Source organism: Roseibium album (genome assembly GCF_965233825.1).
GTDB classification, from domain to species: Bacteria; Pseudomonadota; Alphaproteobacteria; order Rhizobiales; family Stappiaceae; genus Roseibium; species Roseibium album.
Map to the genome: position 1 here is coordinate 4,642,767 of NZ_OZ247583.1, position 25,274 is coordinate 4,668,040.

General features: G+C 55.6%; 20 protein-coding genes. 10 read left to right on the forward strand and 10 right to left on the reverse strand.

Features of this window, described 5'->3' with window-relative positions; all coding sequences use genetic code 11:
• Nucleotide 1: 1 nt before the first annotated feature.
• The 10 genes from ACO6TI_RS21210 to ACO6TI_RS21255 all read right to left on the reverse strand — a co-directional run bounded on the left by ACO6TI_RS21210 (nt 2) and on the right by ACO6TI_RS21255 (nt 9,268).
• Nucleotides 2–1,651 (reverse strand): alpha/beta hydrolase, encoded by a 1,650-nt coding sequence (locus ACO6TI_RS21210; RefSeq protein ID WP_422383320.1) that lies wholly within the window; start codon nt 1,649–1,651, stop codon nt 2–4.
• A gap of 280 nt (nt 1,652–1,931) precedes the next feature.
• Nucleotides 1,932–2,144, reverse strand: coding sequence for a hypothetical protein (locus ACO6TI_RS21215; RefSeq protein ID WP_281930784.1), 213 nt, complete (start codon nt 2,142–2,144; stop codon nt 1,932–1,934).
• Complete coding sequence (locus tag ACO6TI_RS21220; protein ID WP_422383321.1) at nt 2,141–2,626, reverse strand: hypothetical protein; 486 nt, start codon at nt 2,624–2,626, stop codon at nt 2,141–2,143. Before ACO6TI_RS21220 ends, ACO6TI_RS21215 begins: the two co-directional genes overlap by 4 nt.
• Nucleotides 2,623–3,861, reverse strand: a complete 1,239-nt coding sequence (locus tag ACO6TI_RS21225) for an agmatinase family protein (protein ID WP_104701717.1) — start codon at nt 3,859–3,861, stop codon at nt 2,623–2,625. Before ACO6TI_RS21225 ends, ACO6TI_RS21220 begins: the two co-directional genes overlap by 4 nt.
• Nucleotides 3,862–3,870: 9 nt before the next feature.
• Complete coding sequence (locus ACO6TI_RS21230) at nt 3,871–4,704, reverse strand: ATP-binding cassette domain-containing protein (RefSeq protein WP_422383322.1); 834 nt, start codon at nt 4,702–4,704, stop codon at nt 3,871–3,873.
• Nucleotides 4,701–5,522 carry an ABC transporter permease gene (locus ACO6TI_RS21235; protein ID WP_029065452.1) on the reverse strand — a complete coding sequence of 274 codons (822 nt, stop codon included), beginning with the start codon at nt 5,520–5,522 and terminating at the stop codon, nt 4,701–4,703. The genes ACO6TI_RS21230 and ACO6TI_RS21235 overlap by 4 nt, the downstream gene beginning before the upstream one ends.
• 72 nt (nt 5,523–5,594) lie before the next feature.
• Entirely contained in the window at nt 5,595–6,665 is a 1,071-nt protein-coding gene (locus tag ACO6TI_RS21240; RefSeq protein WP_422383323.1) for a putative urea ABC transporter substrate-binding protein, read from the reverse strand.
• Nucleotides 6,666–7,149: 484 nt separating this feature from the next.
• Complete coding sequence (locus tag ACO6TI_RS21245; protein ID WP_055404454.1) at nt 7,150–7,536, reverse strand: DUF6165 family protein; 387 nt, start codon at nt 7,534–7,536, stop codon at nt 7,150–7,152.
• A 227-nt stretch (nt 7,537–7,763) separates the two neighbouring features.
• Nucleotides 7,764–8,465 carry a GntR family transcriptional regulator gene (locus ACO6TI_RS21250; protein WP_108875227.1) on the reverse strand — a complete coding sequence of 234 codons (702 nt, stop codon included), beginning with the start codon at nt 8,463–8,465 and terminating at the stop codon, nt 7,764–7,766.
• Between the two features lie 56 nt (nt 8,466–8,521).
• Entirely contained in the window at nt 8,522–9,268 is a 747-nt protein-coding gene (locus ACO6TI_RS21255) for a maleate cis-trans isomerase family protein (RefSeq protein WP_235808886.1), read from the reverse strand.
• A 225-nt stretch (nt 9,269–9,493) separates the two neighbouring features.
• Between ACO6TI_RS21255 and ACO6TI_RS21260 the strand changes: the two genes are divergently transcribed.
• From ACO6TI_RS21260 to malQ, 10 genes are all read left to right on the forward strand, one after another.
• Nucleotides 9,494–10,651: a M24 family metallopeptidase gene (locus tag ACO6TI_RS21260; protein ID WP_422383324.1), complete on the forward strand. Its 1,158-nt coding sequence runs from the start codon at nt 9,494–9,496 to the stop codon at nt 10,649–10,651.
• Between the two features lie 52 nt (nt 10,652–10,703).
• Nucleotides 10,704–11,855 (forward strand): M24 family metallopeptidase, encoded by a 1,152-nt coding sequence (locus ACO6TI_RS21265; RefSeq protein WP_196899606.1) that lies wholly within the window; start codon nt 10,704–10,706, stop codon nt 11,853–11,855.
• Between the two features lie 56 nt (nt 11,856–11,911).
• Nucleotides 11,912–12,115 carry a hypothetical protein gene (locus ACO6TI_RS21270; protein WP_196879176.1) on the forward strand — a complete coding sequence of 68 codons (204 nt, stop codon included), beginning with the start codon at nt 11,912–11,914 and terminating at the stop codon, nt 12,113–12,115.
• A gap of 5 nt (nt 12,116–12,120) precedes the next feature.
• The gene (locus tag ACO6TI_RS21275) at nt 12,121–13,527 is read left to right on the forward strand and encodes an amidase (protein ID WP_104701723.1); all 1,407 of its coding nucleotides are present in this window, start codon (nt 12,121–12,123) and stop codon (nt 13,525–13,527) included.
• 313 nt (nt 13,528–13,840) lie between these two features.
• A complete protein-coding gene (locus tag ACO6TI_RS21280; protein WP_321190600.1) occupies nt 13,841–16,225 on the forward strand; it encodes a glycogen/starch/alpha-glucan phosphorylase in 2,385 nt (794 codons plus the stop codon).
• 2 nt (nt 16,226–16,227) lie between these two features.
• Nucleotides 16,228–18,429, forward strand: coding sequence for a 1,4-alpha-glucan branching protein GlgB (gene glgB, locus ACO6TI_RS21285; protein ID WP_196999873.1), 2,202 nt, complete (start codon nt 16,228–16,230; stop codon nt 18,427–18,429).
• A 29-nt stretch (nt 18,430–18,458) separates the two neighbouring features.
• Nucleotides 18,459–19,721 (forward strand): glucose-1-phosphate adenylyltransferase, encoded by a 1,263-nt coding sequence (glgC, locus tag ACO6TI_RS21290; RefSeq protein ID WP_196999874.1) that lies wholly within the window; start codon nt 18,459–18,461, stop codon nt 19,719–19,721.
• Nucleotide 19,722: 1 nt separating this feature from the next.
• On the forward strand, nt 19,723–21,177 hold the full coding sequence (gene glgA / locus ACO6TI_RS21295; protein WP_422383325.1) for a glycogen synthase GlgA: 1,455 nt from the start codon (nt 19,723–19,725) through the stop codon (nt 21,175–21,177).
• Nucleotides 21,174–23,270, forward strand: coding sequence for a glycogen debranching protein GlgX (glgX, locus tag ACO6TI_RS21300; RefSeq protein WP_422383326.1), 2,097 nt, complete (start codon nt 21,174–21,176; stop codon nt 23,268–23,270). Before glgA ends, glgX begins: the two co-directional genes overlap by 4 nt.
• Nucleotides 23,267–25,273, forward strand: coding sequence for a 4-alpha-glucanotransferase (gene malQ, locus ACO6TI_RS21305; RefSeq protein WP_422383327.1), 2,007 nt, complete (start codon nt 23,267–23,269; stop codon nt 25,271–25,273). Before glgX ends, malQ begins: the two co-directional genes overlap by 4 nt.
• Nucleotide 25,274: the final 1 nt, after the last annotated feature.

Here is a 25,274-nt window from a genome sequence, read left to right on the forward strand (position 1 = left end):
CTCAGAACGCAGGTCCGCGCCTTGAGAAGATTTCCTTGAGCTGGTCGGCACGTCCTTTCGACCACCCGTCCGGTTCGACAACGGCAGCCCAGGCATCGATATAGTCCGGTGCAACATAGTAGTGCCCGTACCGAGGAACATCGAGCGCGAACATGGAATCGAGCGCCAATTGCAGCATGGTCACGACCGGAAACCAGGACAGTTTTTCTGAAACGTCAGGCGCTCTTGGCTGATTGAGCCAGGCCGGTGGCCGCACGGAGCTGTCAAATGTGAAATTGACGACCGGATCGCTGCCATAGTTGAGAAAGACCGCGCGCAAGGGTCCCCAGGGCGTAAAGTCGCCCTGCAAGCCACCGTACTGGTCCATGACGCGAACCAGGGACCCGTTGCCGAAAGTCGGCCTCCAGGCCGGGCTGCCGGCATTTCGGTTGTCACGCACTTCAGACCAATACAGGGAAAAGAAAGGGGAGCCGGCCCACATCGCTCCTTGTATCGGATCGCCGAGCATGTCGAACAAGGGTAGCGTGGCCTGGGAATTGAAAGCACCCTGGCTCAGGCCATGAACATAAAAGGCCGGTCTGTTGTTTTTTGGAAGTTCGGTCCAGTGATCGTAGATTGTTTCGAACAACTCCCTGGATTGGGCAACGCCATAGTCCGGATGTGCCAGAAGCGAAAGAACGCTGGTTAAATATGAGTATTGGACCGAAACGGTTGCCACATCACCTGCCAGCATGAAGTCGAGGGTGTCGTGTGCTCCCGGATCCATCCACCCTGTTCCGACGGGCACCATCACGATCAGGACAGATCTTTCAAAGCCGCCAACGCGGATCAGTTCCTCAAGCGCCAGTTCGGCCCGTTCCTTCGCAGTTTCCGACGAGCGTCTGCCGACGTAAACGCGTACAGGCTCCATGACGGTGCCGGATTGGAATTCGGATATTTCCTTGATTGTTGGCGCTGCGGCAACGAAGTGCCGACCCCAGCGGCCCATTTCGTCCCAATTGACCAGCGAGGCGGCGCTACCGGTTTTCATCGGGTCCTGCGGTTGCGCGATATCTGGTTCTATCAGGATATCGGCAGCTTCAAACGAGGCATCTGCTGCCCGGAACAAGGACCGGACGAGTGCACCGTCGATCAGTGCCCAGAAAAACCAGCCGACGAGCGCAACGGAGAGAACGACACCGACTTTTCTGGGCAAGACACGATCCAGTTGCCAGGCGACAAGTCTGCGGAGCCCGCCTGCAATGCGGAACAAGAACCACAGGCCAAGAAAGATGAGACCGCCGACAGCAAATAAATAAATCGGCGCAGCTGTATCCAGAGGAGGCAGTTCCACCGCCGCACGCGTAGCATTTTGCCAGGATGCGGCTTTGGCAAGCGAATAGACCAGAATGCCGGTACTTGCCGCGAGCGACAGGACCCACCAGACCCTGCGCACCTTGCCTTTGAAATCAGGAATTTCCAGATACCGCCACAAGCTACGTACAAGCAGACCTGCCTCATAACCAAGGCTGGCGGCCACCGCGGCGAGCGCCGCCTGAACATTTGGATCGCGCGGCATCAGCGACGGAGTGAGCGCCGCGCCGAAACAGCTGACGGCGACCACGAGGCTGAAAGCCGACATACCATTGCGGACCAACTGTTTCAGAGCCATGACCATACCCGTTTTCGTTCGATTTACAGGATCGACGGCATAACTATCTGATAACGATGACAGTCTATCCACGCACCGGCAAATGGAATGCGCAAAATTCCAGTGGGTTTTGCGAAAACGGAAACCAAAGTCACAAGTTTCAGATGATTTCCAGATTCACAGCCACGACGAGACGGCGAGAATGTGTACCGAATTTGGTCGCTCCGAAATCTCAATCGGAGCAAAGATCAGGGCAGGCCGGGCGGTAGCAAAGGGTAACCGCCCGGAAGTGCACAATTGTTTATCTTGCCTTGTGTCTCTTCAGGTTCCTGACCACCTTGAAAAGACCAAAACCCACGGCAAGCGACCCTGCCAGCAAGGCCGCGTGAAACGGCGATTCTACAAAGTGTTGAAGAGTTCCTGACCAGCCAGAGACATCGTGATGGTCTCCGGGGTGCGCCATGACCGGTGCTGAAACTGTCGTCAGCAGACAAGCAAGGATAATACGCTTCATTTTTCTATTTCTCCGTGTTTGAGGCGTTCAGTCAAAATGTCAATCAGGTCAATATCGCGTCGCTCTGTGAGGGAAACATAGGTGAACGTCATTGTTTCACGCTCCGACACCATGGCGCCAGGGAAGGGCATATAGACGAGTTCCCTGGAGGCAAAGGCGGGCGATGCTGTTCCGATCTGCCAGTTGGAAACGATCTTCGCATCGACGAGATGCTGGATCAGAGTGTCGGAGCCGGGCCGGTGGAACGGTACTCCGGCAAGCCTGAGATAGCTGGTCTTGTCTTCAGCTGCCCTGAACCCATCGATGAAGCTCGTTGCAAGCGCCTGCAATTCATCCGCTTTTTCCGCTGTCGATGCTCCATGAACGTGCGAATGCAGATGATCGGGGCTTGAATGGTTGTGATCATGCGGATGGGGGTGGTCATGATCATGGTGGTGATCGTGGTGATGATGATGATGATGATGATGTTTCATGGTCGTCACGCCACCTCCGGACCAGCCGGGATCGAAACAGGTTTGTCAATGATCGACTTATGGGATCCCATCTTGCCGTGGGACACCAGCGTCCCAAGAACATCGACAATTACGCGTGTGGCGAGGAGGGCGGTGATGTCGGAACAGTCGTAAGGAGGCGACACTTCGACGACTTCGAGGCCGCAGATCCCTTCCTTGGCAACCAGGGACACAAGTTCAAGCGCCTCGCGTGGCAGGAAACCACCGGGTTCCGGCCAACCGGTTCCGGGCACGAAACCGCAATCCACGCTGTCAATGTCGAAGGAGATATAGACGGCGTCAGCATCTTTCCACGCCAGTTCGAGGGCCCGCGCCGCAGTCTCGGCCAGGCCAAGTTCTTCCACATCGCGCATCGTGAAGATGTTGGTATTGCGCTCACGCGCGACCTCAACGCCCTCGCGTGGCACCTGCCATCCGCCAATGCCGATCTGGACCAGATTGACGGCAGGAACATTGACGAGATCCGTTGCGTGAAACCACGGGGTGGTGTGCATGCGTTCGTCCAGGTCTTTTTCCTGGATGTCGATGTGGCGATCGAAATGGACGATGCCTATGCGCTTTGAGGTGCACTCGGCGATGCCGCGAACGCAGGGAAAGCCGATGGAATGATCGCCGCCGATCATGATCGGCAAGGCGCCTGAGGAGGCAACGTGGGACACCGCCCGGGTGATCTGGTCGAACGTCTTTTCGATATTGGCGGGGATGGTAAAGATGTCGCCGACGTCGCATAGCGTCATCTGTTCCCGCAGATCCACGCCCATTTCGTAGTTGTACGGGGTATAGAGCGCGGAGATCTTGCGCACCCCCTGCGGCCCGAAACGGGTTCCGGGACGATAGGTTGTGCCGCCATCGAACGGGATGCCGATGACAGCTGCGTCATAGGCACCGACCTGTGTCACATCCTCGATATAAGGCGCTTTCAGGAATGTATTGATCCCCGCGTAATGCGGGAGTTCACCACGTGCGAATGTCGGGATCGACTTGTCGGTAAGACTGTCGGATCCCGTAAGCCCCATGCGCAGCGCCCAGGCCTTCTCCTTTTCCCAGGCAGCCGTTGGCAGAGCGCCTTCCTTCTCGGCAGATTTCCAGCCGCGAAGCTGCAGCTTGTCGAAATCGGGGTGATGATTTTTTTTCGCCGGTTGCCGATTGAAAGCACCGGCAGCCCTGGACCGTGTTGCAGGACCGCATTGGTCGAGTTTGTGCATGGACGTTCCTCACGATAGGTTTGATTTTGAAGAGTTGAGAGGGAGCTGTTTCTCCCTTGAAATGGTGCCTGCGATAACCTCGGGACTTGTGTTTTCAGCGCCGAATTCAGGGGCGCTCAGCGGCAGGTCGTAGGTTATCGTCGCACCGAAGGCTTCCGGGGCCTGAGGGTCGTGCCTGATCTTGTCGAACACGAGTAGCCGCGTTCCCAGTTTGAAGGCTTCATGTATGTCGTGCGTGACCATGAATATGGTCATGTCCAGATCCCTCCAGAGCCCAAGCAGCAACTCGTGCATGTCCAGCCGAATTCCGGGATCGAGAGCTCCGAACGGTTCATCGAGGAGCAAAATGCTCGGCCGTTTGACGAGGGACTGAGCAATGGCAAGTCGTTGCTGCATTCCTCCGGACAACTGGGCAGGATATTTGTTGGCAGCCCCGCTCAGACCGATTTGCTCAAGCAAGTCGCCGATGTCAGAGAACGCAGATCGTCTTGAGGATCCGAACAGTTTTCCATTGAGCGGGGCTTCTTCCAGTTCTCGGGCAAGTATCAAGTTTTCCGCAACGCTCAGGTGCGGGAAGACGGAATACTTCTGGAACACGATGCCACGATCCGGCGTCGGTTCCTCCGGCAACGCAATGCCATCCAGGAAGATCTCACCCCTTGTCGGACGCTCCTGGGAAAGCAACATTCTCAGGAAGGTGGATTTCCCGCAGCCGGACGCGCCTACGATCGTGCAAAAGGCACCCTTTTCCACGTCCAGATTGACCCGCTCCAGAACCGGCAAGCCATCGTAATACTTGGCAACACCCTGAACTGAAAGTTTTTGAATGTTCTTTTCGGTCATAGCGCGTCGCCTCCGACATGATGCCAGCGGAAGGCGCGCCGGGAGAGCAGCAAAAGCAATCGATCGAGCAGAAAGGCAAGCAACGTAATCCAGACCACATACGGAAGAATTACATCCATCGCGAGATAACGCCTGACAAGGAAGATCCGGTACCCAAGTCCGGTTGTGGACGCGATCGCCTCAGCTGAGATCAGGAAGATCCAGGCAGGCACCAGCCCTAGGCGCAAGGCCGTGATCAGTTTTGGCAGAACCTGGGGCAAGACAAGCCGTGTTATCATCTGCCAGACGGATGCACCGAGCGTTTCCGCCTTGATGATCATTTCCCTAGGAATGTCGAGGACGGCTTGTGCAGTCGACCGGATCATCACTGGCGCCGTTCCGATTACGATCAATGCGATTTTTGCAACTTCACCAAGACCGAACGTAATGAACAGGATCGGAAGGATCGTGATCGGCGGGATCAGGGAGAAAGTTGCCAGATACGGGGCCAGAGAGCTGCGGATATGCGGAATGAAACCAATGGCAATGCCGAGCATCAGTGCCAGAAACGCGGACACCGCCATACCTGTTCCAAGTCGCCAGAGACTGTCGAACGTGTCGACCCAGAGAAGCAGGTCTCCGGAACGCCGGTCGGGAACCGCGGCCATGCGCCAGAACGCTTGCCCCATGCTTTCCAGCGAAGGGAGCAACTTGTCAGCCGGGTTATCAAGCCGCCGGTAGTGGCTGGCAACCATGTAGGCAACAATGGTTGCCACAAAGGGGAGCAAGCCAAGAGCCAGTGCGGCCACCCTTGAGGGCTTCCGGTTAATAATGCGCATTTCACTGTCCTGACGGCGTCGATGAACGGGACCCGGCCACGTTCGGCCGGGCCGGCAAGTGCGACTGTTGACCTAGAGGGCGCCGTCAGCGGCCATTTGCATGTAAGTCGGGTCAAAGCGCAGCTTTACATTGGCCTTGTCGCCATACACCGAACCATCCGCAAAGGAGACCCCGACAAACTCTGGGCTCGGTGCGCCTTCGCCAAGGATGCCTTTGTCGTAGAGGAATTCGGCGACAAATTTCATGGTTGCCGGCAGTTCCTCAGCACGGGAGAATTCGACTGCATCAGCCGGGGTGTAGAACATTTTTGTCGTCGCCAACTGCGCATCGTAACCAGCAAGGTCGGTTCCAGATGCTTCAGCCATTGCGGTACGAGCGGCAATTCCGGCTTCTGAATCCGTCGCCATGGCCGCCATAAGTTCATACCAGGCACCTACCAGTGCCTTGCCAAAATCCGGGTTGTCTGCAAGCGTTTCGGTATTGACCATCATGACATCAATGATCTCGCCGGGGATCCCGGCACTGTCGAACACCTTGGTCGCATTTGGCTGGGCCTCGATCTCGGAAAGAAGCGGGTTCCAGGTCACGACCGAAGTCACATCCGGTGTCGCGTAGGCAGCAATCATGTCCGCGTCGGATGTGTTTACGACCGTCAGATCCTTTTCGGAAAGTCCGACGGTGTCGAGCGCACGAGCCAGAAGGTAGTGCGATACGGAAAGTTCGACGAGATTGACCGTCTGGCCCTTGATCTCGGCAAGTTCGGTCTTGTCCTTCAGGAGAATGCCGTCATTCCCGTTGGAATAGTCGCCAACGATTAGCGCGGTTGTATCCACACCACCACCAGCGGGGATGGACAGCGCGTCCATGTTTGTCATCGAACACCCGTCATATTCTCCGGCTGTGTACTGGTTGATCGATTCAACATAGTCATTGATTTGAACAATCTCGACGTCGATGTCGTACTTGTCTGCCCACTTCTTCATGATGCCACTATCCTGAAGATAGCCCCATGGCATCCATCCGACGTAAATGGACCAGCAGACCTTGAAGTCCGTCTTTTCTGCGGCCTGGACTGAAGGGATAGAAAGGGGCAGTGAAAGAGCGGCTGCTAGCAGCGAAACTTTTGCGAGTGATTTCAACATCTGTGCGCGTCTCCTGTCTTCGGCCCGCCGGGAGGAACCTGACGGGCTTGAGTCCTGAGTTTCTTGCGCACGTCCGGGAGCAGGTTCGCGCGCGCGAAACCTCGTGCAGTAGTCTCCCGGGTTTTTGTCCCGCCGTGTCACCGGACTATGTCGACTGGAAGGCCGCTGGATGTCCGGTTTGCACCTCTCGGTCCTTTGTCTTCATTGACCGGATCCCTAGGTGCGCTGCACGCATTCATCAAAGCAAACCAGATGCCAGAATTTTCCGTGAACTTTTTATATAATAAAAACAGCCAGTTAAAAGAAGCTGCAGGTCGGCACGTCTCTGAATTGGTCATGCCGATACGAGGGTTGAACAAAAATAGGGCAGCGTTGAGCGAAAATCGTTCAAACTTGTGTTCAGTCGATCAACACGATCGCTGAGAAGCAACCTGCAAATTCAAAATGAAACATAGCGTTTGTCTAATGGACGCAAAACAGTGGCTCACGAACACCGATAGCTCTTGACCTCGGTGACTTCGCAGCCAAGAGCCTTGTCAATCTCACACTTGATATCGTTCCGACGACCCTTGACCTGGCACAGGGAGCGGGCAACCTCGACGAAGTCGTCACCGTAGTCGCCTTGCCGGTCAAGACTCCTGATTTTGTTCTCAGCATCCCAAATCATTTTGTTGGTGCATTTGAGTTCGTCCAGAAGATCGGTGATCTCTGTGTGTCTTGGAACGGAGACGAAGATGATCGCTCGATATTCGGCAAGCGCTTCATTGACGATCTCAAGTTGTTCCTGATCCGAAATCCGCTCACTCTTGATTTCGAGGATAGTAACCCGATCGAAAAAGTCACCCAACGAGATTGGTACGCTAATGGTCATATGTCTTTTGAGCCCGAGCGAAAATGCGCGTATCTCCCTAACGTAAGGAAAGATTCAGGTCGATCGTCAAGCAGATTTCGGATTTTTCCTTAATGCGACGGGAAGAATGCAGTGCATAAATTTGAAGGGGATCACTGACCTGGAGAAACGTTACCGAGCGCCATCGAGTGTATTCGGCAATGACTGAGATCAAGGTTCGGTAATGTGCGGCTGGATGTCGATTGGGTTCAAGGATTTGCCTTTGCGCGGTCAAGCAATTTGTCCTTGATAAGCTGATATCCGTAACCGATGTGAATTCTCTGTATGTAGCCAACCGCTCTGATGTCTTCCTTTTCCAGCGCGACGACAAGATCGGAAGTTTCACTCACAAGAGCTCGCGCTGCCTGTTCGCCAGCGGTCTCCGCCATCTGGTGCCAAAGACTGGCGGCCTGCAGAAATGTCTGGTTCCAAAGGTCGCGAAGAACAATATTGCCGATCAACGAACTGATCAGGATCTGCAGGCGTTGATTCAGTTTCACGAATTCCTGGGGGTCAAACCGATCTTGCAGCTCAACGGCCTGAAGATGAAGCGCGCGCGCCTCGGCTTGTTGTCCTTGATCAATTGCGGCCGGTGAAAGCTGGCCGATCAGAGAGGCAAGTTCCAACCTGGTTTCATAAAGATGCCGGATCCGTTGAGCGGACATTTCCACGACCACGGTTCCCACGCCATTCCGGGTTTCCACCAGCCCCAAATGGCTGATGCGGCTTAGCGCATCACGCACCGGTGTCCGGCTAACCCCGAATTCCTTTGCCAGCACAGCTTCTTTCAATTGATCTCCCGGCGTGTACTCCAGGAAACAGATCCGTTGAAGGATGGTCTCTTGAATGAGATCCACGGAAGGCTTGCGTATTTCAGTTGTACCGGTTCCGCTAAGGTTGGGATCGTCCATTTGGGATTTTTCTTTTTTCGTTCTCAGTTGAGAACATGAGCCTGAAGGTGTTCTTCCTAACACGATCTCATCAAGGTGCCATAGCCAGCCACCCTGTCTCGAATTCCAAGTAGCCTCAGAATATCCCAGGCCATCGCCTGGTTTGAACAGATGACGGGTTTTTTCAGTGTTTGCTCCAGTTCGTCAACAATATCGAGGGAACGCAACGCGCCACAGCTGATGAAGACTGCCTCCGCATCTGTTGTATCGACGGTTTTTGCAAAATCAGCGATCCGCTCAGGCCTGACTCTCACCATCTCGCTGTCATACCGCAAATTCAGTCCGCAGATCCGGGTCACCTCAAATCCTCTGTCCTGCAGATAGTTCTTCTCCCGGTCGTTGACTTCATCAAGATACGGCGTTGCAACCGCTATCTTTGAAACCTCCAGCGCCTTTAGCGCCCTGATGACCGAAGTGATAAGCGATGTTGGCCGGGCCTTCGGTGCTCCTGTCCTGAGCGCATCAACAACCTTGTCTTCTCCCAGGACCAGACTGCCTGAGGTGCACGCATAGCTGACGACGTCCAGACCTGCATCAGGCAAAAGAGTGGACGCGGACCGCGTGAGTTCCCGGGTCAGCGACGAAAGGCAGGCAACCGTGATGTCATCGGCGCTTGAAACACGGGCGAAATGCAGACCGACATCAGCGGGAAACAGGCGGAACATATCGCCTTCGATCGTCTGTTCACTCGACAGAAGCACGAAGCCAACCTTGCCGCGGGTGTGGCGTCCTTCGTCAAACAGGTCATCCTTCACAAAATTCATAGCTGTATACATCTTGCGCCCTTGAAGGACATTAAGGTATCATATTTTTAGATTTGACGCTATGCTGTATGCATGTCAAAGATTTTTTGAATTAATCCGCGCATTCACGATCGATTTTTGACGAAAGCGGATGAAACCAGGTCCAGGAGGCCTCGCAGAAGATACCGCGATCGAATGGGGGAATGGAGATCCCTGTTGTCACCTGTTCAACGGGAGGGAGGACAGATGCTCGAACAAGCAAAAACGAGAACCGCTCAGCTACAAAGGCACATGAAGGACAACGGTGTCCAAAAGGCCGTCTTTACGGATGAAAGCTCGATTGCCTATCTGGCGGGATTCTGGGGGTACCTGGGTATTGAATTCGGACGGCCGACGCTGCTTGTCGTTGATGCCGACGACGAACCGGTGGTCATCACGCCGCTGATGGAATCCGAAATGGTCGCGGAAATGACCTGGGTCACGGATGTCAGGGTCTGGGAGGACATTGGCCAGCGCACCTGGGGCCGCGCTCTTGCCGGCGCCCTGGGTGACAAGCCGACCCGGATCTGGATTGAGCGCAGCACTATTCCGGCAAGTGTACGCAATTTCCTGGACGACACCTATCCAGGTGTTGCGCTCAAGGATATTTCTCCGCTGCTCGGCAAATTGCGCATGATCAAGACCCCATTTGAAATCGGCGTCATGAAGGAAGCCGGGCAGATTGCGGGCGCGATGATGACTGCCGCACACGAGTCATTGCGGGAAGGCGCAAGGGAGTATGAATCGGCACTCGCTGTGATCGAGGCCGGTTCCCGCAAGGCAGCCGGTTTTCTGACCGACGAGGGCTGGGATCGCTTCGTGTCGCCGATGATCCACAATCTCCAGATCCTGCAAAGCGGTGCCGAAACATCAATGGTGCATCGCCGGGCCGGCGTCAGGACATACCGGAAATTCGACCCCGTCTATTTCTGCTTCTGCAACATGGCACAGTTCAAGCAATACAAGTTGGGTTTCGACCGGATGTTTCACATCGGCGAGGTGACCGATCAGGCGCGTCACGTGCAGGAAGCGGCGATCGCGGCACAGCAGGCGGCCATCGCCGCGATCCGGCCGGGCGTACTTGCCCGGGAGATTGCGGCAGCCGCCAATGAAGTCTACCGGGAACGGGGATACCAGACAGGATATCGGACAGGCAGATCGATAGGGGTTGCTTATCTGGAAGCACCTGAATTGAAGGAAGGGGACAATACTGTCCTCAAAGCCGGCATGACCTTTGCCGTGGATGGCGGCATTTCGGTGGATGGTGTCACTGCTGGCCGCATTGGAGACTCCGTCGTCGTCACCGAAAACGGATGCGACTACATCACGGACTATCCGCGAGAAATATTGCTGAGCAAACATTGAAACTGCGCCTTCGTGGGGGACGCCAGAGGGCAATTTGGGGAAAAGCGATTCAATGACGGAAACCGATCCTTTTCCGGCGAAAGAACTGGAACATCGGGTTGCTCGCGTTCGCAGTGCGCTGGCTGACAATGATCTCGACGGCATTCTGGTCTCTGTACCGGAAAGCATCTACTGGCTGACAGGTCTCGATCATTGGGGTTTCTTTGCCGCGCATGTTCTGGTTGTCAATCGCAACGGCGAAATGGCCCTTGTTTGTCGCGGCATGGAAAGAATAACTGTCGAAAACCAGGTCCGGAACGCCACCTTTTACGGCCATGGAGATCACGAAGAGCTTTCCGATTACGTGCTTGCCGCCACAGCCGATCTGGGTCTCAAGGGCGGCCGTGTTGGCATCGAAAAACGTAGCTTGTTTCTAACGCCACGCCATGCCGAACTGATCCAGAAAGGATCGGCCCATTGGGTGGATGCCTCGGGCATCATCGACGAATTGCGCCTTATCAAGTCTGCGCGCGAAATGCAGTATACGCGCAAGGCAGCACGTGCTGCAGACCTTGGAACATTGGCGGCAATCGAGGCGGCAGGCAACGGCGCGAGCGACTATGAGGTCTCCGCAGCCTTTCACAACAGGATGATCCTGGAGGGCAGCGAATACCCCGGCTTCGGTCCATTCATCCGACCGACAACGCGACTTGGAGAAGAACACACGACCTGGCGAGGAGATGTGTTCAAAAACGGCGATGCGGTGTTTCTGGAAACATGCGCTGCCTATCGAAAATATCAGGCACCGATGGGGCGACTGGTCTATGTCGGCAGCGCTCCCGACGGAATAGAGGCCTCGGTACAACTGGCGATCGACGGCATGAAAGCAATCTGTGGCGCGTTGAAACCGGGTCGCAGGGCAGGGGAAGCATATGCGGCGTGGCGTGAAGTTGCCGTGTCGGCGGGCCTGATGGACTATGAACGGCATCATTGCGGTTACATGGTTGGAATAGGATTTCCGCCCAGTTGGACCGGAGGATCGATGGTTACATCGCTGTTCCCTAATTCGGAAAGAATTCTGGAGCCGGGCATGGTGTTTCACGCACACAGTTGGTTCACGAACACCACGGTCCCAGATTATTTCATCTCCAACACCGTTCTTTTGACAGAAAGTGGCGCAGAGGTCCTCACCACGCAGACGCCGGAAACGCTAATTGTCCGGTAACGGGAAAACCAAGGTGGGACGTCTTGGTTCTGAGTGCCGGAAACCGGGAGACAAAAGTGAAACCGCTTGCGAAAACAACTCTTGAAGCGATCTGCGAACAAATGGCGAGCCATACCTGGTTGGACAGGGAACTGGAAGAACTGGTCGATCCGAAATTGGGTATCATTACAGGTTTCCAGGACCTTCTGGAGGAACTGGACATCTTGCGAAATACGGATCTTGGAACCACGCCGCCTGCACTCGGCGTCCAGAAATCATAAGCTCGATGTCCTCAGAAATTGCCTTCAGCGATGTCCGGTCTCTCAAAAGTCTGCTCGACACCGGCAGGATCACGCCCACCGAGCTTGTTTCGATCTTTTCGGAACGCATCAAGTGCTTCAATGACATCTCGCGAGCATTCATAACAGTGACGGCCGAGGAGGCGGCCAACACGGCTGGTTCCTTGAACAAGGTGGATCTTTCAAAGTCATCGATTGCCGGCATTCCCTATGCCAGCAAGGATCTCTTTGATGTCAAGGACATACGCACGACGGCAGGCTCCCGGGTTTTTCAAGACAGGATCGCGACAGAAGACGCTTTTGTGATTGACTGCCTTCGCAGGAAGCATGCAATTGGCTTGGGCAAAACCAACCTCCATGAGTTCGCATATGGCGCAACGGGCGAAAACGAGGTCTATGGCACCTGCGTCAATGCGTATGACCCGACGCGCCTTGCCGGTGGGTCATCCAGTGGTTCCGCTGCGGCCGTCGCATTCGGGATGGTACCCGCAGCACTTGGAACAGACACGGGTGGCTCTGTTCGTGCGCCTGCTGCGCTCAATGGTCTGGTCGGTCTGAAACCGACTATCGGCCGCGTGTCAACACGCGGGGTTGTGCCGTATTGCTGGACACTGGACCACGTCGGCATCATGACCCGAACGGTTGCCGACAGCGCGGATATCCTGGAAATCATCAGCGGATACGACCCGAAAGATCCGGCCTCGGTAAGCCTTCCGGAAGAACCCTATTCTGCGAATCTCGGTGCGGATTTTTCCGGCATACGGATAGGCATCCCGACAAGGTTTTTCTTTGAACGCGCGGACCCCGAAATCCTTGCGGCCCTGGAGCAGGTAAAAGAGCATCTGTCTTCGCGCGGAGCCATGCTGTTGCCAGTTACCTTGCCCGACATGGAACATACCCGAACCGTATCGCTGACAGTCCAGATGCCGGAAGCACTGAGCGCGCACTCGGCTTACCTGGAAGAGCACGGCCATCTCTACAGCCGCGATTTTCGGGCCGGTCTTGCACTGGGGCAATGTCTGCTGGCCGAGCACTATGTGAAGGCAAAACGGTTCATAGAATGCTATCGGCAACAGACCAACGCCATCTTTCGCGACGTGGATCTGATCCTGACGCCGGCAACTCCGGAGATTGCGCCTAAGGTCGGAACGGTGAAAACAACCAGGGACGGCGTGTCCGAGGCCGTTGGAAACGCAATCACGCGCTTCACCAGTTTCTTCAACATGACCGGTCATCCGGCCCTCACGATGCCATGTGGCATGCACTCCGATGGATTGCCGATCGGCCTGCAGCTCGTTGGCAGGTACTTTGAGGAAAGAACAATTTTCCAGGTTGCCTCTGATCTTGACAGGACAGAGGCATTCTCAATCCCGTTGCCAAAAACAGACTGCTGAACGGCCGGCTTTGTTTTGTCCCCGCCGGTCTAGCAATCAGATCGCTTCGGAAGTTCCAAATCGAATTCCGGTTTCAAACCGGCCGGTAGACCGTTCGAGCTCCTGCCGATCTGATTTTTGAAGCTCCGGGAACGCTGGACCCCTGTCATCAGAAATTGTCGTAGAAATTCGAATGCGTCGATTTGCGGGTAACAAATCCCGGCTTTGTTCGATTCCGAGGCGACTGTCGCGTCGTTTATGTTATCGAGATCATGTGTGGTTTTTCCATGCAACGAAACATGTATCGGCCAATCGGAACAGAGAGCGAGAAAAAGTGACGAATACGACGATCGCACCAGAGGACCTCCAAAAATCCATATTGCAACATCTGGAAAAATCGCTCGGCAAGGATACACAAAACGCGACGCTCTACGATTGGCGCACATCCTTGTCTCTCGCCTTGCGCGATCTTGTTGTCGACCCCTGGTTTCGATCCACGCGGAAAACCTACGAAGCGGCCGGAAAACGGGTCTACTACCTGTCAATGGAGTTTTTGATCGGAAGATTGCTCGAAGATGTGGCGATCAACCTTGGTGCCGAAGACGCGTCCCGAAAGGCACTGGCGGATCTTGGACTTGAATACGACAAGGTAGTCCGCGATGAACCCGACGCAGCATTGGGCAATGGTGGCCTGGGCCGGCTTGCCGCCTGCTTTCTGGACAGTCTCTCGACACTCGGCATTCCGGCATACGGATATGGTATTCGATACGAACACGGACTTTTCGAACAGCATTTTGAGGACGGCCGGCAAATCGAAGTTGCCGAAGGGTGGCTTGCCCAGCGCCATACCTGGGAATTCGAACGCCCGGAAGTGACATACCGGATTGGCTTCGGCGGACATGTCAACGGAAACTGGGAACCTGCCGAAACAGTCATTGCCAACGCCTATGACACTCCAATTCTTGGCTGGAAGGGAAGGTGGGCCAACACGCTGCGCCTTTGGTCGGCCAAACCGACTGTCCTGTTTGACCTCGGAAGCTTCAACCGTGGTGACCTTGTGGGAGCCGTTGTCCCCGAGGCGCTCGCGCGCGCGATTTCTCGCGTTCTTTATCCAGACGACACGACCGAGGCCGGCAAGGAACTGCGCCTGAAGCAGGAATATTTTTTCACTTCCGCTTCACTGCAGGACATCGTCCGCCGGTTCGGATCGGAAGGCTATGCCATCGACACGCTGGCCGATCACGTTGCCATCCAGTTGAATGACACACATCCGGCCATTGCCGGCCCGGAACTGATACGGCTTTTGGCAGATGACCATGGTGTCGAAATGGCCAGAGCGATCGAAATTGCGCGCGACTGTCTTGCCTACACCAATCACACGCTGCTTCCAGAAGCACTCGAACGCTGGGATCTCGGACTGTTTGCCCGGACACTTCCACGGCACCTTCAGATTATCGAGACGATTGAAGCAGATCATCTGTCCAGAACCGGCAGTCATGTGCGCATCATCGAGGATCATTCGGTCAAGATGGGTGAGTTGGCCTTCATCATGGCTCATTGTGTCAACGGGGTCTCGGCATTGCATTCCGAGCTGGTGAAAAAGACTGTGTTTGCCGACCTCAATCGCGACTATCCCGGCCGCATCATCAATCAGACGAACGGTGTCACCCCGCGGCGGTGGCTCTATAACTGCAACGCACCTCTCAGGGAACTGATCAACCGTACGATCGGCGAGAACTGGGTCGATGACCTGGACCAGCTCAAGAAACTGGAAACGCATGTTTCGGATGCTGGTTTCCTGGAAGACTTCATGGCGGCCAAACAGGCCAACAAGAAACGCCTTGCGAACTGGCTCGGCGAACAGGTCGGGCAGACGGTCGATCCGGCCGCAATGTTCGATATCCAGATCAAGCGCATACACGAATACAAGCGCCAGTTCATGAACATTCTGGAGACAATCGCGCACTGGAATGAAATTCGGGACAACCCGAATGGTGACTGGACGCCCCGGCTGAAGATCTTCGGCGGCAAAGCCGCACCTGGGTATTTTGTCGCCAAGGAGATCATCCACCTGATCAACGACGTCTCCAGGGTGATTAACACCGATCCGGTGACGCGTGACCGGCTCAAGGTGATCTACCCGCCAAATTACAATGTCTCGATGGCCGAAGTCCTGATCCCGGCGGCAGACTTGTCTGAACAGATTTCAACCGCAGGCAAGGAGGCGTCCGGCACTGGGAACATGAAATTCGCGCTCAACGGCGCATTGACGATCGGGACCCTTGATGGCGCAAATGTTGAAATTCGCGAGCGCGTCGGCGAGGAGAATTTCTTTCTTTTCGGCTTGACGGCCGAGGAAGTCGTGAACCGGCGCACACAGCACGATTTTTCGCGCACGGCCATCGCGAACAGCCCGCATCTGGCACGCGTGCTCAACCAGATTGCCGACGGTTTGTTCTCTGCGGGAGACCCCGGGCGATACCATGGTTTGGTCACGCTGCTCTACGAGCACGACTATTTTCTGGTGACGTGCGACTTCGACGATTACCACGCAACGCAGAACAAGGTTGACACCGCGTTTGTTGATCGGAGACGCTGGTCGGAAATGGCGGCGTTGAATACGGCTCGTTCGGGATGGTTCTCCTCTGACCGCACGATAGAAGGATATGCAAAGGACATCTGGAATACCCCGTCTCTTCTGGACAAATCGGGAAGCTGACTATGAGTGCAAAAGGTCAAGGCGCGTTTCAGGAACTCAGCAGGGGCAGCTTTGACGATCCATTCTCCGTACTTGGGCTGCATGAGATTGACGGTATGCAGTGCATTACTGTTTTTCATCCGGACGCAGATGCCGTGGAGGCAATCGACGTTGAAACCGGACAGTCGATAGCCGCCTTGGTACCGCAACCGGACGCACACGGTGTTTTCCATTCTTCGACAGATAGAACGAAATGGTTTGCATACAGCTTGCGGTTTACACGTGGGACCGAAACCTGGGATGCCGGAGATGCCTACCGGCATGGGCCCGTTCTCGGCGAGTTGGATGAATACCTGATCGGCGAGGGGTCGCACCTGCGATTGTGGGAAAAGCTCGGCGCCCACATAATCGACCACGAAGGAGTGCGCGGCACCCATTTTGCCGTCTGGGCTCCCAATGCGAAACGCGTGTCACTGATTGGCGATTTCAACGCCTGGGACGGGCGCAGGAACGTGATGCGCAAGACTGGTGGCAGCGGCGTCTGGGAAATCTTCATGCCCGGACTGGCCGACGGCACGGTCTACAAGTTTGAGCTTCAGGACGATCAGGGACAATTGCTCCCGGAGAAAGCCGATCCGTTCGGCTTTGGTGCCGAACATCCCCCCAGGACGGCATCGGTCGTGCGCGATTTGCACAAATACGATTGGCAGGACGAAAACTGGATGAAATCGCGCGGTGCAAGGCAGCGCATCGACCAGCCGGTTTCAGTCTATGAAGTGCATCTCGGTTCCTGGCGCCGAATTCCGGAAGAAGACAACCGTCCACTGTCCTACCAGGAAAATGCCCGCGACCTCGTCTCCTATGTCAAGGACATGGGGTTTACTCACATCGAGTTGCTTCCTGTTTCGGAACACCCCTTTGACGGCTCCTGGGGATATCAGCCAATCGGTCTGTTTGCGCCAACAATCCGCTACGGAACGCTGGATGAATTCAGGACATTTGTCGATGCCTGTCATCGTGCCGGACTGGGCTTGATCATCGACTGGGTGCCGGGACACTTCCCGGAAGACAAACATGGACTTGGACGTTTTGACGGCACACCCTTATACGAACATGCTGATCCCCGGGAAGGATGGCATCCCGACTGGCGAACCTTCATCTATAATTATGGCCGAACCGAAGTTCAGAATTTTCTGATCGCCAATGCCCTCTACTGGATGCGCGAACATCATGTCGACGGCCTCAGGGTCGATGCGGTCGCATCAATGCTCTATCGCGACTATTCACGCGCCGAAGGAGAGTGGGTTCCCAATGATCAGGGAGGTCGGGAAAACCTCGAGGCGATCGATTTCCTGAAGCGTACCAATACGCTCGTCTATGCAGACATGGACGGTGTGATGACAATCGCTGAGGAGAGCACCGCATTTCCCGGAGTAAGCACTCCGGTCGACGCAGGCGGTCTGGGCTTCGGTTTCAAGTGGAATATGGGATGGATGAACGACACTCTGTCCTACATGCGGGAGAATCCGGTCCATCGCAAATATCATCACAACAAGATCGAATTCGGCTTTCACTACGCGTTCTCCGAGAATTTCGTTCTGCCGCTCAGCCACGACGAAGTCGTCCACGGAAAAGGGTCAATCCTGGATCGAATGCCGGGTGAGGGGGCAGAGAAGTTCGCCAATCTGCGAGCCTACTACGGCTTCATGTGGGGACATCCAGGCAAGAAACTGCTGTTTATGGGATCTGAATTCGGGCAGGGCTGGGAATGGAACCACAACGAAAGCATCGGCTGGCATCTGCTGGACAATGCTCAGCACAAGGGAGTGCAGACGCTCGTTCGGGATCTAAACCGTGTCTATGCGCAAACGCCTGCACTTTACCAGCTTGACTGCAAGGTTGAAGGATTCGCTTTGGTGGAATCCAACGCGGACGAGTCCGTATTTGCCTGGCTGCGCTTCGACGAGGAACGCAAACGCCCTGTGCTCGTGGTGTGCAACTTCACACCTGTCGGGCGAGAAGGCCGAAGGATAGGTGTGCCTCTCAAGGGGCGCTGGACAGAACGACTGAACACGGATGCAGAATGCTATTGCGGCGGCGGTCTCGGGAACCTGGGAGGAGTAGTTGCGGACGAAATAGCTGTCACAGGTCAACCGTTCTCGCTCTGCCTGACATTGCCGCCTTTGAGCACTGTGATGTTTGAGTTTGAGGCACCGGACACCTGATCGGCGCCGCCAATACGGGAGGAAAATGGATGTCCACGCAAGATCAAGGCAGCCTGGCGCGTCAATCGATGGCATTTGTCCTGGCGGGCGGCAGGGGAAGCCGTTTGAAGGAACTGACGGACAGACGCGCGAAACCGGCCGTGTATTTCGGCGGCAAGACGCGGATCATCGACTTCGCGCTTTCCAATTCAATCAACTCCGGTATTCGCCGTATCAGCGTGGCCACGCAATACAAGGCACACAGCCTCATCAGGCACCTGCATCGGGGCTGGAGTTTTTTCCGCCCGGAACGCAATGAATCCATGGATATCTTGCCTGCTTCTCAGCGGGTAAATGAGGAAAACTGGTATCTGGGCACCGCGGATGCCGTGTATCAGAACATCGATATCGTCGAGAGTTATGCACCAAAATACATGGTCGTCCTCGCCGGTGACCACATCTACAAACAAGATTATTCCAAGATGCTCGAACAGCACGTAGCAACTGCTGCCGATGTAACGGTGGGCTGTATAGAAGCCTCTTTGGAAGAAGCGAAAGGCTTCGGTGTCATGGCGGTCGACACCGAAGACAGGATCACCGAATTCGTTGAAAAACCTGCAAATCCACCGTCGATGCCGGGAGATCCGGATCAGGCGCTTTGCAGCATGGGCATCTACGTCTTCGAGACACAGTTTCTGTTTGAAATTCTCAAGGAAGACGCCGCTGATCCGAACTCAAGCCACGACTTTGGCAAGGACATCATTCCAAGGCTCGTGAAAGCCGGCACCGCGTTCGCGCACCCTTTCAGTCGTTCCTGCGTCTTGAGTGGACTGGAAAGAGAACCTTACTGGCGCGATGTCGGCACAATCGACGCGTTCTGGCAGGCAAATCTCGATCTGACGGATTTCACACCCGATCTGGATATCTACGACACGGAATGGCCAATCTGGACTTATCAGGAACTGAACCCGCCGGCGAAATTTATCCATAATGAGGAAGGCCGGCGCGGTCAGGCAATTTCGTCAATGGTTTCCGGCGGGTGCATCATATCCGGTTCCAGTCTGTTGCGCTGTCTGATGTTCACCGGTGTCCGCTGCAACTCCTATTCCCGCCTTGAAGGAGTTGTTGCCATGCCGCACGTGGATATCGGCCGGAACGCTCGATTGACGAATGTTGTCATCGACCGGGGCGTCCAGATACCGCAAGACCTGGTCGTCGGTGAAGACCCGGAGATGGACGCCAAGCGTTTTCGCCGCACCGAAAACGGTATCTGTCTGATCACGAAAGCGATGATCGACAAGCTGGAGGCCTGACATGAAGGTGCTGCTTGCGGCTTCCGAGTGCGCACCGTTCGTCAAGACCGGAGGTCTGGCTGATGTCGTCGGAGCCTTGCCGAAGGCCCTGGCAGCGGCTGACATCGAATGCCGCGTCATCCTGCCTCTCTACCCGGCTTTGAATGGGCTTGCCAGGAAGGCAACTTCCGATATGGACCTGGGCACGTTGTTCGGCAGTCCCGCGCGGCTGCTGGCGATCGAGGCAGAAGGACTTTCACTCCTTTTGCTTCAAGCTCCAGATCTCTTCGAACGCAAAGGTGGCATCTACCTGGATGAAAGCGGAAACGACTGGACCGACAACGCACAGCGCTTCGCGGCATTGAGCAACGCTGCAGCGCAGGTTTCGCTCACCGGGTACGAAAACTGGCGGCCCGACCTTCTCCATGCTCACGACTGGCAGGCCGGCCTGGCGCCTTGGTATCTGCGGCAGGCCGGTTCCCGCATGCCGTCTGTAATCACGATCCACAACATTGCATTTCAGGGATTGTTCCCGGCCGCGCTGACACGGTTGTTGAAACTGGATCCTGCAGGATACTCAAGGGAAGGATATGAGTATTACGGACAGATAAGCTTTCTGAAGGCTGGAATAATTGCCTCGGAAAGGATCACGACGGTCAGTCCGACCTATGCCAGAGAGCTGATGGCCGCCGAATTCGGTATGGGTTTTGAAGGGTTGCTCCAGTCTCGCAAATCAGACCTGGTCGGTATCCTCAACGGGATTGACCTGAAGGCCTGGGATCCGCAATCCGACACGGCGATTGAAGAAAATTACAGCGCGAGGTCGCTCAAGCGAAAGGCCGCAAATCGGCGAGCGCTTGAAAAACGCTTCGGTCTTTCAGGTAACCCTGACGCACCGCTCTTTTGTGTGATCAGCCGACTGACGGAACAAAAGGGTCTCGATCTTCTGCTGGACGCAATTCCGGCACTCGTGGGACGTGGTGCGCGTCTCGCGCTCCTTGGCAGTGGTGAGAAGAAACTTGAGGAATCCTTTCGAAAAGCAGCGGCGGATCATGCCGGATCGGTCGGAACGATCATCGGCTATGATGAAAACCTGTCTCACCTGATGCAGGCGGGTTCGGACGCTATTCTGGTGCCGTCACGTTTCGAGCCTTGCGGTCTGACGCAACTCTACGGTCTTCGCTACGGGACGTTGCCGGTGGTCTCTCGTACAGGCGGTCTTGCCGACACGATTATCGACGCAAATGATGCAGCCATCAGGGCGGGAAGTGCGACTGGTTTTCAGTTTGCACCAGTCACCGCAGAAAACCTGGTTCACGCGATTGACCGCGCCTGCGATCTCTTTGTCGATCGCAAAATCTGGACTTTACTGATGCGCAACGCGATGCGACATCAAGTTGGGTGGGACGCGTCCGCCACTGCATATCAATCGCTGTTTGAATCTCTTCTGGACGGGGCCGAGAAGGACGCTGAATGAACACCCCGATGCTTCCAGGCACGCCAAGCAGGCTTGGTGCGCATTTTGACGGTGAGGGAACGAATTTCGCATTGTTCTCTGCCAACGCACAAAAAGTGGAACTTTGTTTTTTCTCAAGCGATGGACAATCCGAAACGTCCCGGCTCCTGTTGCCGGAACGCAGCGGTCCGGTCTGGCATGGGTATCTTCCCGGAATACGCCCGGGAACGCTTTACGGCTATCGTGTCCACGGTCCCTATGACCCCGACAGGGGCCATCGCTTCAATCCCAACAAGCTCCTCCTCGACCCCTACACGCGCGAAATGAGAGGAAAGTACCGTTCTTACGGTGACTTACTGGGGTTTATTAATTCTGATCCAAAAGGAGATCTGTCCTTCAACACACGCGACAGTGCACCTTTTGTACCCAAGTCACTTGTGACAGCGCCCGAGACACACGCCCCGTCCAGCGAGCGTCCGGTCCCGCGCTCCGATGAAGTTCTGATTTATGAAGCTCATGCAAAGGGGCTGACAATGGAGCATCCTGCGATCCCGGAAAGCCTTCGCGGAACATATGAGGGCCTGGCATCGGACCCGATGCTCGAGCATCTCCAAAAACTGGGTATCACGACAATCGAACTGCTTCCCGTTCATGCCTTTGTCGACGACGGTTTCCTGGTCGAAAAAGGACTGAAGAATTATTGGGGCTACAATTCAATCGGGTTTTTCGTTCCAGAGCCGCGCTACTTCGGTCCCGCAGGTCGCGCAGGCTTCCGTGCCATGGTTCAGCGCTTCCACACTGCCGGCATCGAGGTCATTCTCGATGTTGTCTACAATCACACCGCGGAAGGGGACCATCTGGGCCCGACTTTGAGTTTCCGTGGCATCGACAACGCATCCTATTATCGACTGGTTCAGGGCCAGCAGCGTTATTACGTCAATGACACCGGAACCGGAAACACGCTCAACGTTTCTCACCCGTACGTCATGAGATTGATACTCGACAGTCTGCGCTACTGGGTTGAGGTCATGGGCGTGGATGGTTTCAGGTTTGACCTGGCAACGACACTCGGTCGGGAGGATCATGGTTTCGATCCAAACGGCGGTTTCTTCGATGCCCTTCGACAGGACCCGATCCTGGCAACAGTTCGCCTGATCGCCGAACCGTGGGACATCGGGCCGGGCGGTTACCAGCTGGGTCAATTTCCTCCGGAATTTGGCGAATGGAATGACAGGTTCCGTGACACGACACGACGGTACTGGCGCGGCGACGACCACAGTGCACAGGAACTCGCTGCCTGTGTTCTGGGCTCGGCCGGGTATTTTGACAGGGGCGGGAGGCCTGCCGGATCCTCGGTGAACCTAGTGACCGCGCACGACGGATTCACGCTTGCCGACGTCACGCGCTATGCGCATCGACACAACCTCGACAATGGCGAAGATGGCAGAGACGGTCACAACGCGAACTACAGTGACAATTTCGGTATTGAAGGCGATAGCGACAATCCCGTTGTTCAAGCCAACCGGTCCCGCCGTCAACGAAATCTGCTCGCCACGCTGTTCCTTTCGCAAGGAACTCCGATGCTATTGGCCGGAGACGAAATCGGAAACAGTCAAAATGGCAACAACAACGCCTATTGCCAGGATAACACGATAGGCTGGGTGAACTGGCAGCACCGCGATGAAAGCCTCGTTGAATTTGTCAGCGGTCTGTCACGGTTGCGAAAGGAACACTCTAGCCTTCGCCAGTCACGCTTCCTGCATGGCGCAGTGCGCGAGAGCGACGGAATGCCCGATGTAGAATGGCTTGATTTCAACGGCCGCTCTCTCGATTGGCGTGACCCCGGTCTGTCCACCTTCGGTCTGATCTTGCGAGGTTCTGGAGAGTGCGCGCCTGAAAGACAGGTTCAGGACACGCTTTTTCTTCTGTTCAACCGGGACGCAGACGACCTGCCGGCAATTCTGCCCGTTCCGCCAGATGGTTATGCCTGGAGACTGGAACTTGACACTTCGGCCGAGATGCCCTTCCCAGCAAGGCGCATTGACAGCGGCAACATGAACATTCAAGGCCAGTCAGTTGTCGTCCTGGCCCTTTCAGCGGACGAAGTCTCATGAGCTCCAACCCATTGCATGAGCTGGCTGAAGCGTACGGTGTCTTGCCCATGTTCCACGACCTCGGCGGACACGAACACTGGACCAATGACGAAACCCGGCGCGCATTGCTAAAGGCGATGGGTGTTTCAGCGGAAACCGACAACGACACACGGATATCACTCGAAGCAATCAGGTCGGAGCAGCTTGGCCACATAGTACCGCCTGAATTTGTGGTGACTGCTGGATATGGTTCAACAATTCCGGTTTTCCGGCCATGCGCATGGATATTGAAGGACGAGAAAAATCAGTATCTTGCAGATGGATATGCAGAAGCTCAGGTAGATCTGCCTGCACTCGAAGTCGGCGTTTATCATCTGAACGTGGAAGCGGAGGGTGAAACGCAAATCGCGACGATACCCGCAGCGCCGGTAAAAGCGCCAATGGTAGACTCACTTGCCGCAAGGGACCGCGTCTGGGGTGTCACTGCCCCGCTTTACGGGTTGCGTTCCAGCCGAAATCTGGGCGTGGGCGACTACACCGACCTGGCAAGTCTTGCCGCAATGCTAGGCGACCGCGGCGCAAGTTTTCTCGGCATCAATCCGATCCATAGCTGGGGCTGGTCGACCTCCGACATTGCCAGCCCATATTCACCGTCCCATCGTGCTTTTTTGAATACGTTGCATATTGCTCTCGACAGCATACCCGGGCTTGACGGCAACACGTCCGCGATCGCCTTGATGGAAGAAGCTCGTGGTCAGCTCGATACATCCGACGACCTCATCGACTATCAGGTCGTCCGAGCCCGTCACCAGTCGCTTCTGCGATCCCTGTATGAAACATTCCGGGAAGCGGCTTCAGAAACTGCCAAGGCGCATTTCGAGGAATTTGTCCGTACATGCGACGACGAACTTAGTCGCTTTGCGGTGTTCGAGGCGCTTGCCGTCAAGAACGGTGAAAACTGGGAAAGTTGGCCAATTGCGCTTCAGGATCCCGCCACATTGCCCGATGATGCCTGTAGCCCGAATGAAACTGAGTTTCACGTCTGGTTGCAATGGATCGCATCTGAGCAATTGAGGCGGATAGCAGACAGCGACACCATGCCGATGGGTCTGTATCTGGATCTTGCAGTCGGATCCCGACGGAATGGCGCGGAAGCATGGATGGGACAAGACTGTGTAGCCAAGGGCGTTTCCCTTGGAGCGCCGCCGGATCATCTCAACCCCCAGGGACAGAACTGGCAACTGACAGCATTCGCACCAAAGCTTAGCGCGCTGAGTGGTTATCGCAATTTCCGTTCCGTGCTCAGGCAGACCATGCGCGCGGCCGGTATCATTCGCATTGATCACGTGCTCGGCCTGAATCGCAGTTTCTGGATTCCAGACGATGGCAGTCCCGGGGCGTACATTCAGCAACCGTTCGAAACGCTGCTTGCGCTTACCGCTATCGAGGCGCATCAGGCAAATTGTGTCGTCGTTGGAGAAGACCTCGGGCTGGTGCCGGAAGGATTTCGCGAAATGCTCGCTGCGCGCGGCATCTACGGATACTCGGTATTGCAGTATGAACGAGAATGGGACGGGTCTTTCCGGGATCCGTCCCATTTGCGCGCGCATAGTCTGGCCTGTTTTGCAACGCATGACACGCCGACACTGCACGGATATTGCGCTGGCCGCGACATTGACTGGTGGCAGCGACTCGGCTGGATCGATGCAGACACAGCAATCCGCCAGCGCGACGAACGCAAGGCGGATGCTGCCGCTCTGGTTCCGCAAGGATCAGATCCGGGTACGGCAATTCATGACCGTCTGGCCCGGTCACCGGCCGCAATGACATCCGTGCAATTGGACGACATCCTCGCAGAAGAGGAAGCTCAAAATTTGCCGGGGACAATTGACGAGCATCCGAATTGGCGCCGGATTTATTCGGTCCCTATTGAGAAACTTGAAGCAAATTCCGCGCTTCCCGACACCGCAGACCTGATGCGCGCGTCCGGACGTGCCTATTTTTATCCGGAAGGAGAAAACTGAT

Coding starts and splice junctions, on each gene's coding strand:
- ACO6TI_RS21260 (WP_422383324.1), top strand. CDS start 9,494: ATGCTCGAACAAGCAAAAACGAGAACCGCTCAGCTACAAAGGCACATG.
- glgX (WP_422383326.1), top strand. CDS start 21,174: ATGAACACCCCGATGCTTCCAGGCACGCCAAGCAGGCTTGGTGCGCAT.
- ACO6TI_RS21225 (WP_104701717.1), bottom strand. CDS start 3,861: ATGCACAAACTCGACCAATGCGGTCCTGCAACACGGTCCAGGGCTGCC.
- ACO6TI_RS21255 (WP_235808886.1), bottom strand. CDS start 9,268: ATGAATTTTGTGAAGGATGACCTGTTTGACGAAGGACGCCACACCCGC.
- ACO6TI_RS21210 (WP_422383320.1), bottom strand. CDS start 1,651: ATGGCTCTGAAACAGTTGGTCCGCAATGGTATGTCGGCTTTCAGCCTC.
- ACO6TI_RS21245 (WP_055404454.1), bottom strand. CDS start 7,536: ATGACCATTAGCGTACCAATCTCGTTGGGTGACTTTTTCGATCGGGTT.
- glgA (WP_422383325.1), top strand. CDS start 19,723: ATGAAGGTGCTGCTTGCGGCTTCCGAGTGCGCACCGTTCGTCAAGACC.
- ACO6TI_RS21250 (WP_108875227.1), bottom strand. CDS start 8,465: ATGGACGATCCCAACCTTAGCGGAACCGGTACAACTGAAATACGCAAG.
- ACO6TI_RS21275 (WP_104701723.1), top strand. CDS start 12,121: ATGTCCTCAGAAATTGCCTTCAGCGATGTCCGGTCTCTCAAAAGTCTG.
- glgB (WP_196999873.1), top strand. CDS start 16,228: ATGAGTGCAAAAGGTCAAGGCGCGTTTCAGGAACTCAGCAGGGGCAGC.
- ACO6TI_RS21235 (WP_029065452.1), bottom strand. CDS start 5,522: ATGCGCATTATTAACCGGAAGCCCTCAAGGGTGGCCGCACTGGCTCTT.
- ACO6TI_RS21240 (WP_422383323.1), bottom strand. CDS start 6,665: ATGTTGAAATCACTCGCAAAAGTTTCGCTGCTAGCAGCCGCTCTTTCA.
- ACO6TI_RS21230 (WP_422383322.1), bottom strand. CDS start 4,704: ATGACCGAAAAGAACATTCAAAAACTTTCAGTTCAGGGTGTTGCCAAG.
- glgC (WP_196999874.1), top strand. CDS start 18,459: ATGTCCACGCAAGATCAAGGCAGCCTGGCGCGTCAATCGATGGCATTT.
- malQ (WP_422383327.1), top strand. CDS start 23,267: ATGAGCTCCAACCCATTGCATGAGCTGGCTGAAGCGTACGGTGTCTTG.
- ACO6TI_RS21215 (WP_281930784.1), bottom strand. CDS start 2,144: ATGAAGCGTATTATCCTTGCTTGTCTGCTGACGACAGTTTCAGCACCG.
- ACO6TI_RS21265 (WP_196899606.1), top strand. CDS start 10,704: ATGACGGAAACCGATCCTTTTCCGGCGAAAGAACTGGAACATCGGGTT.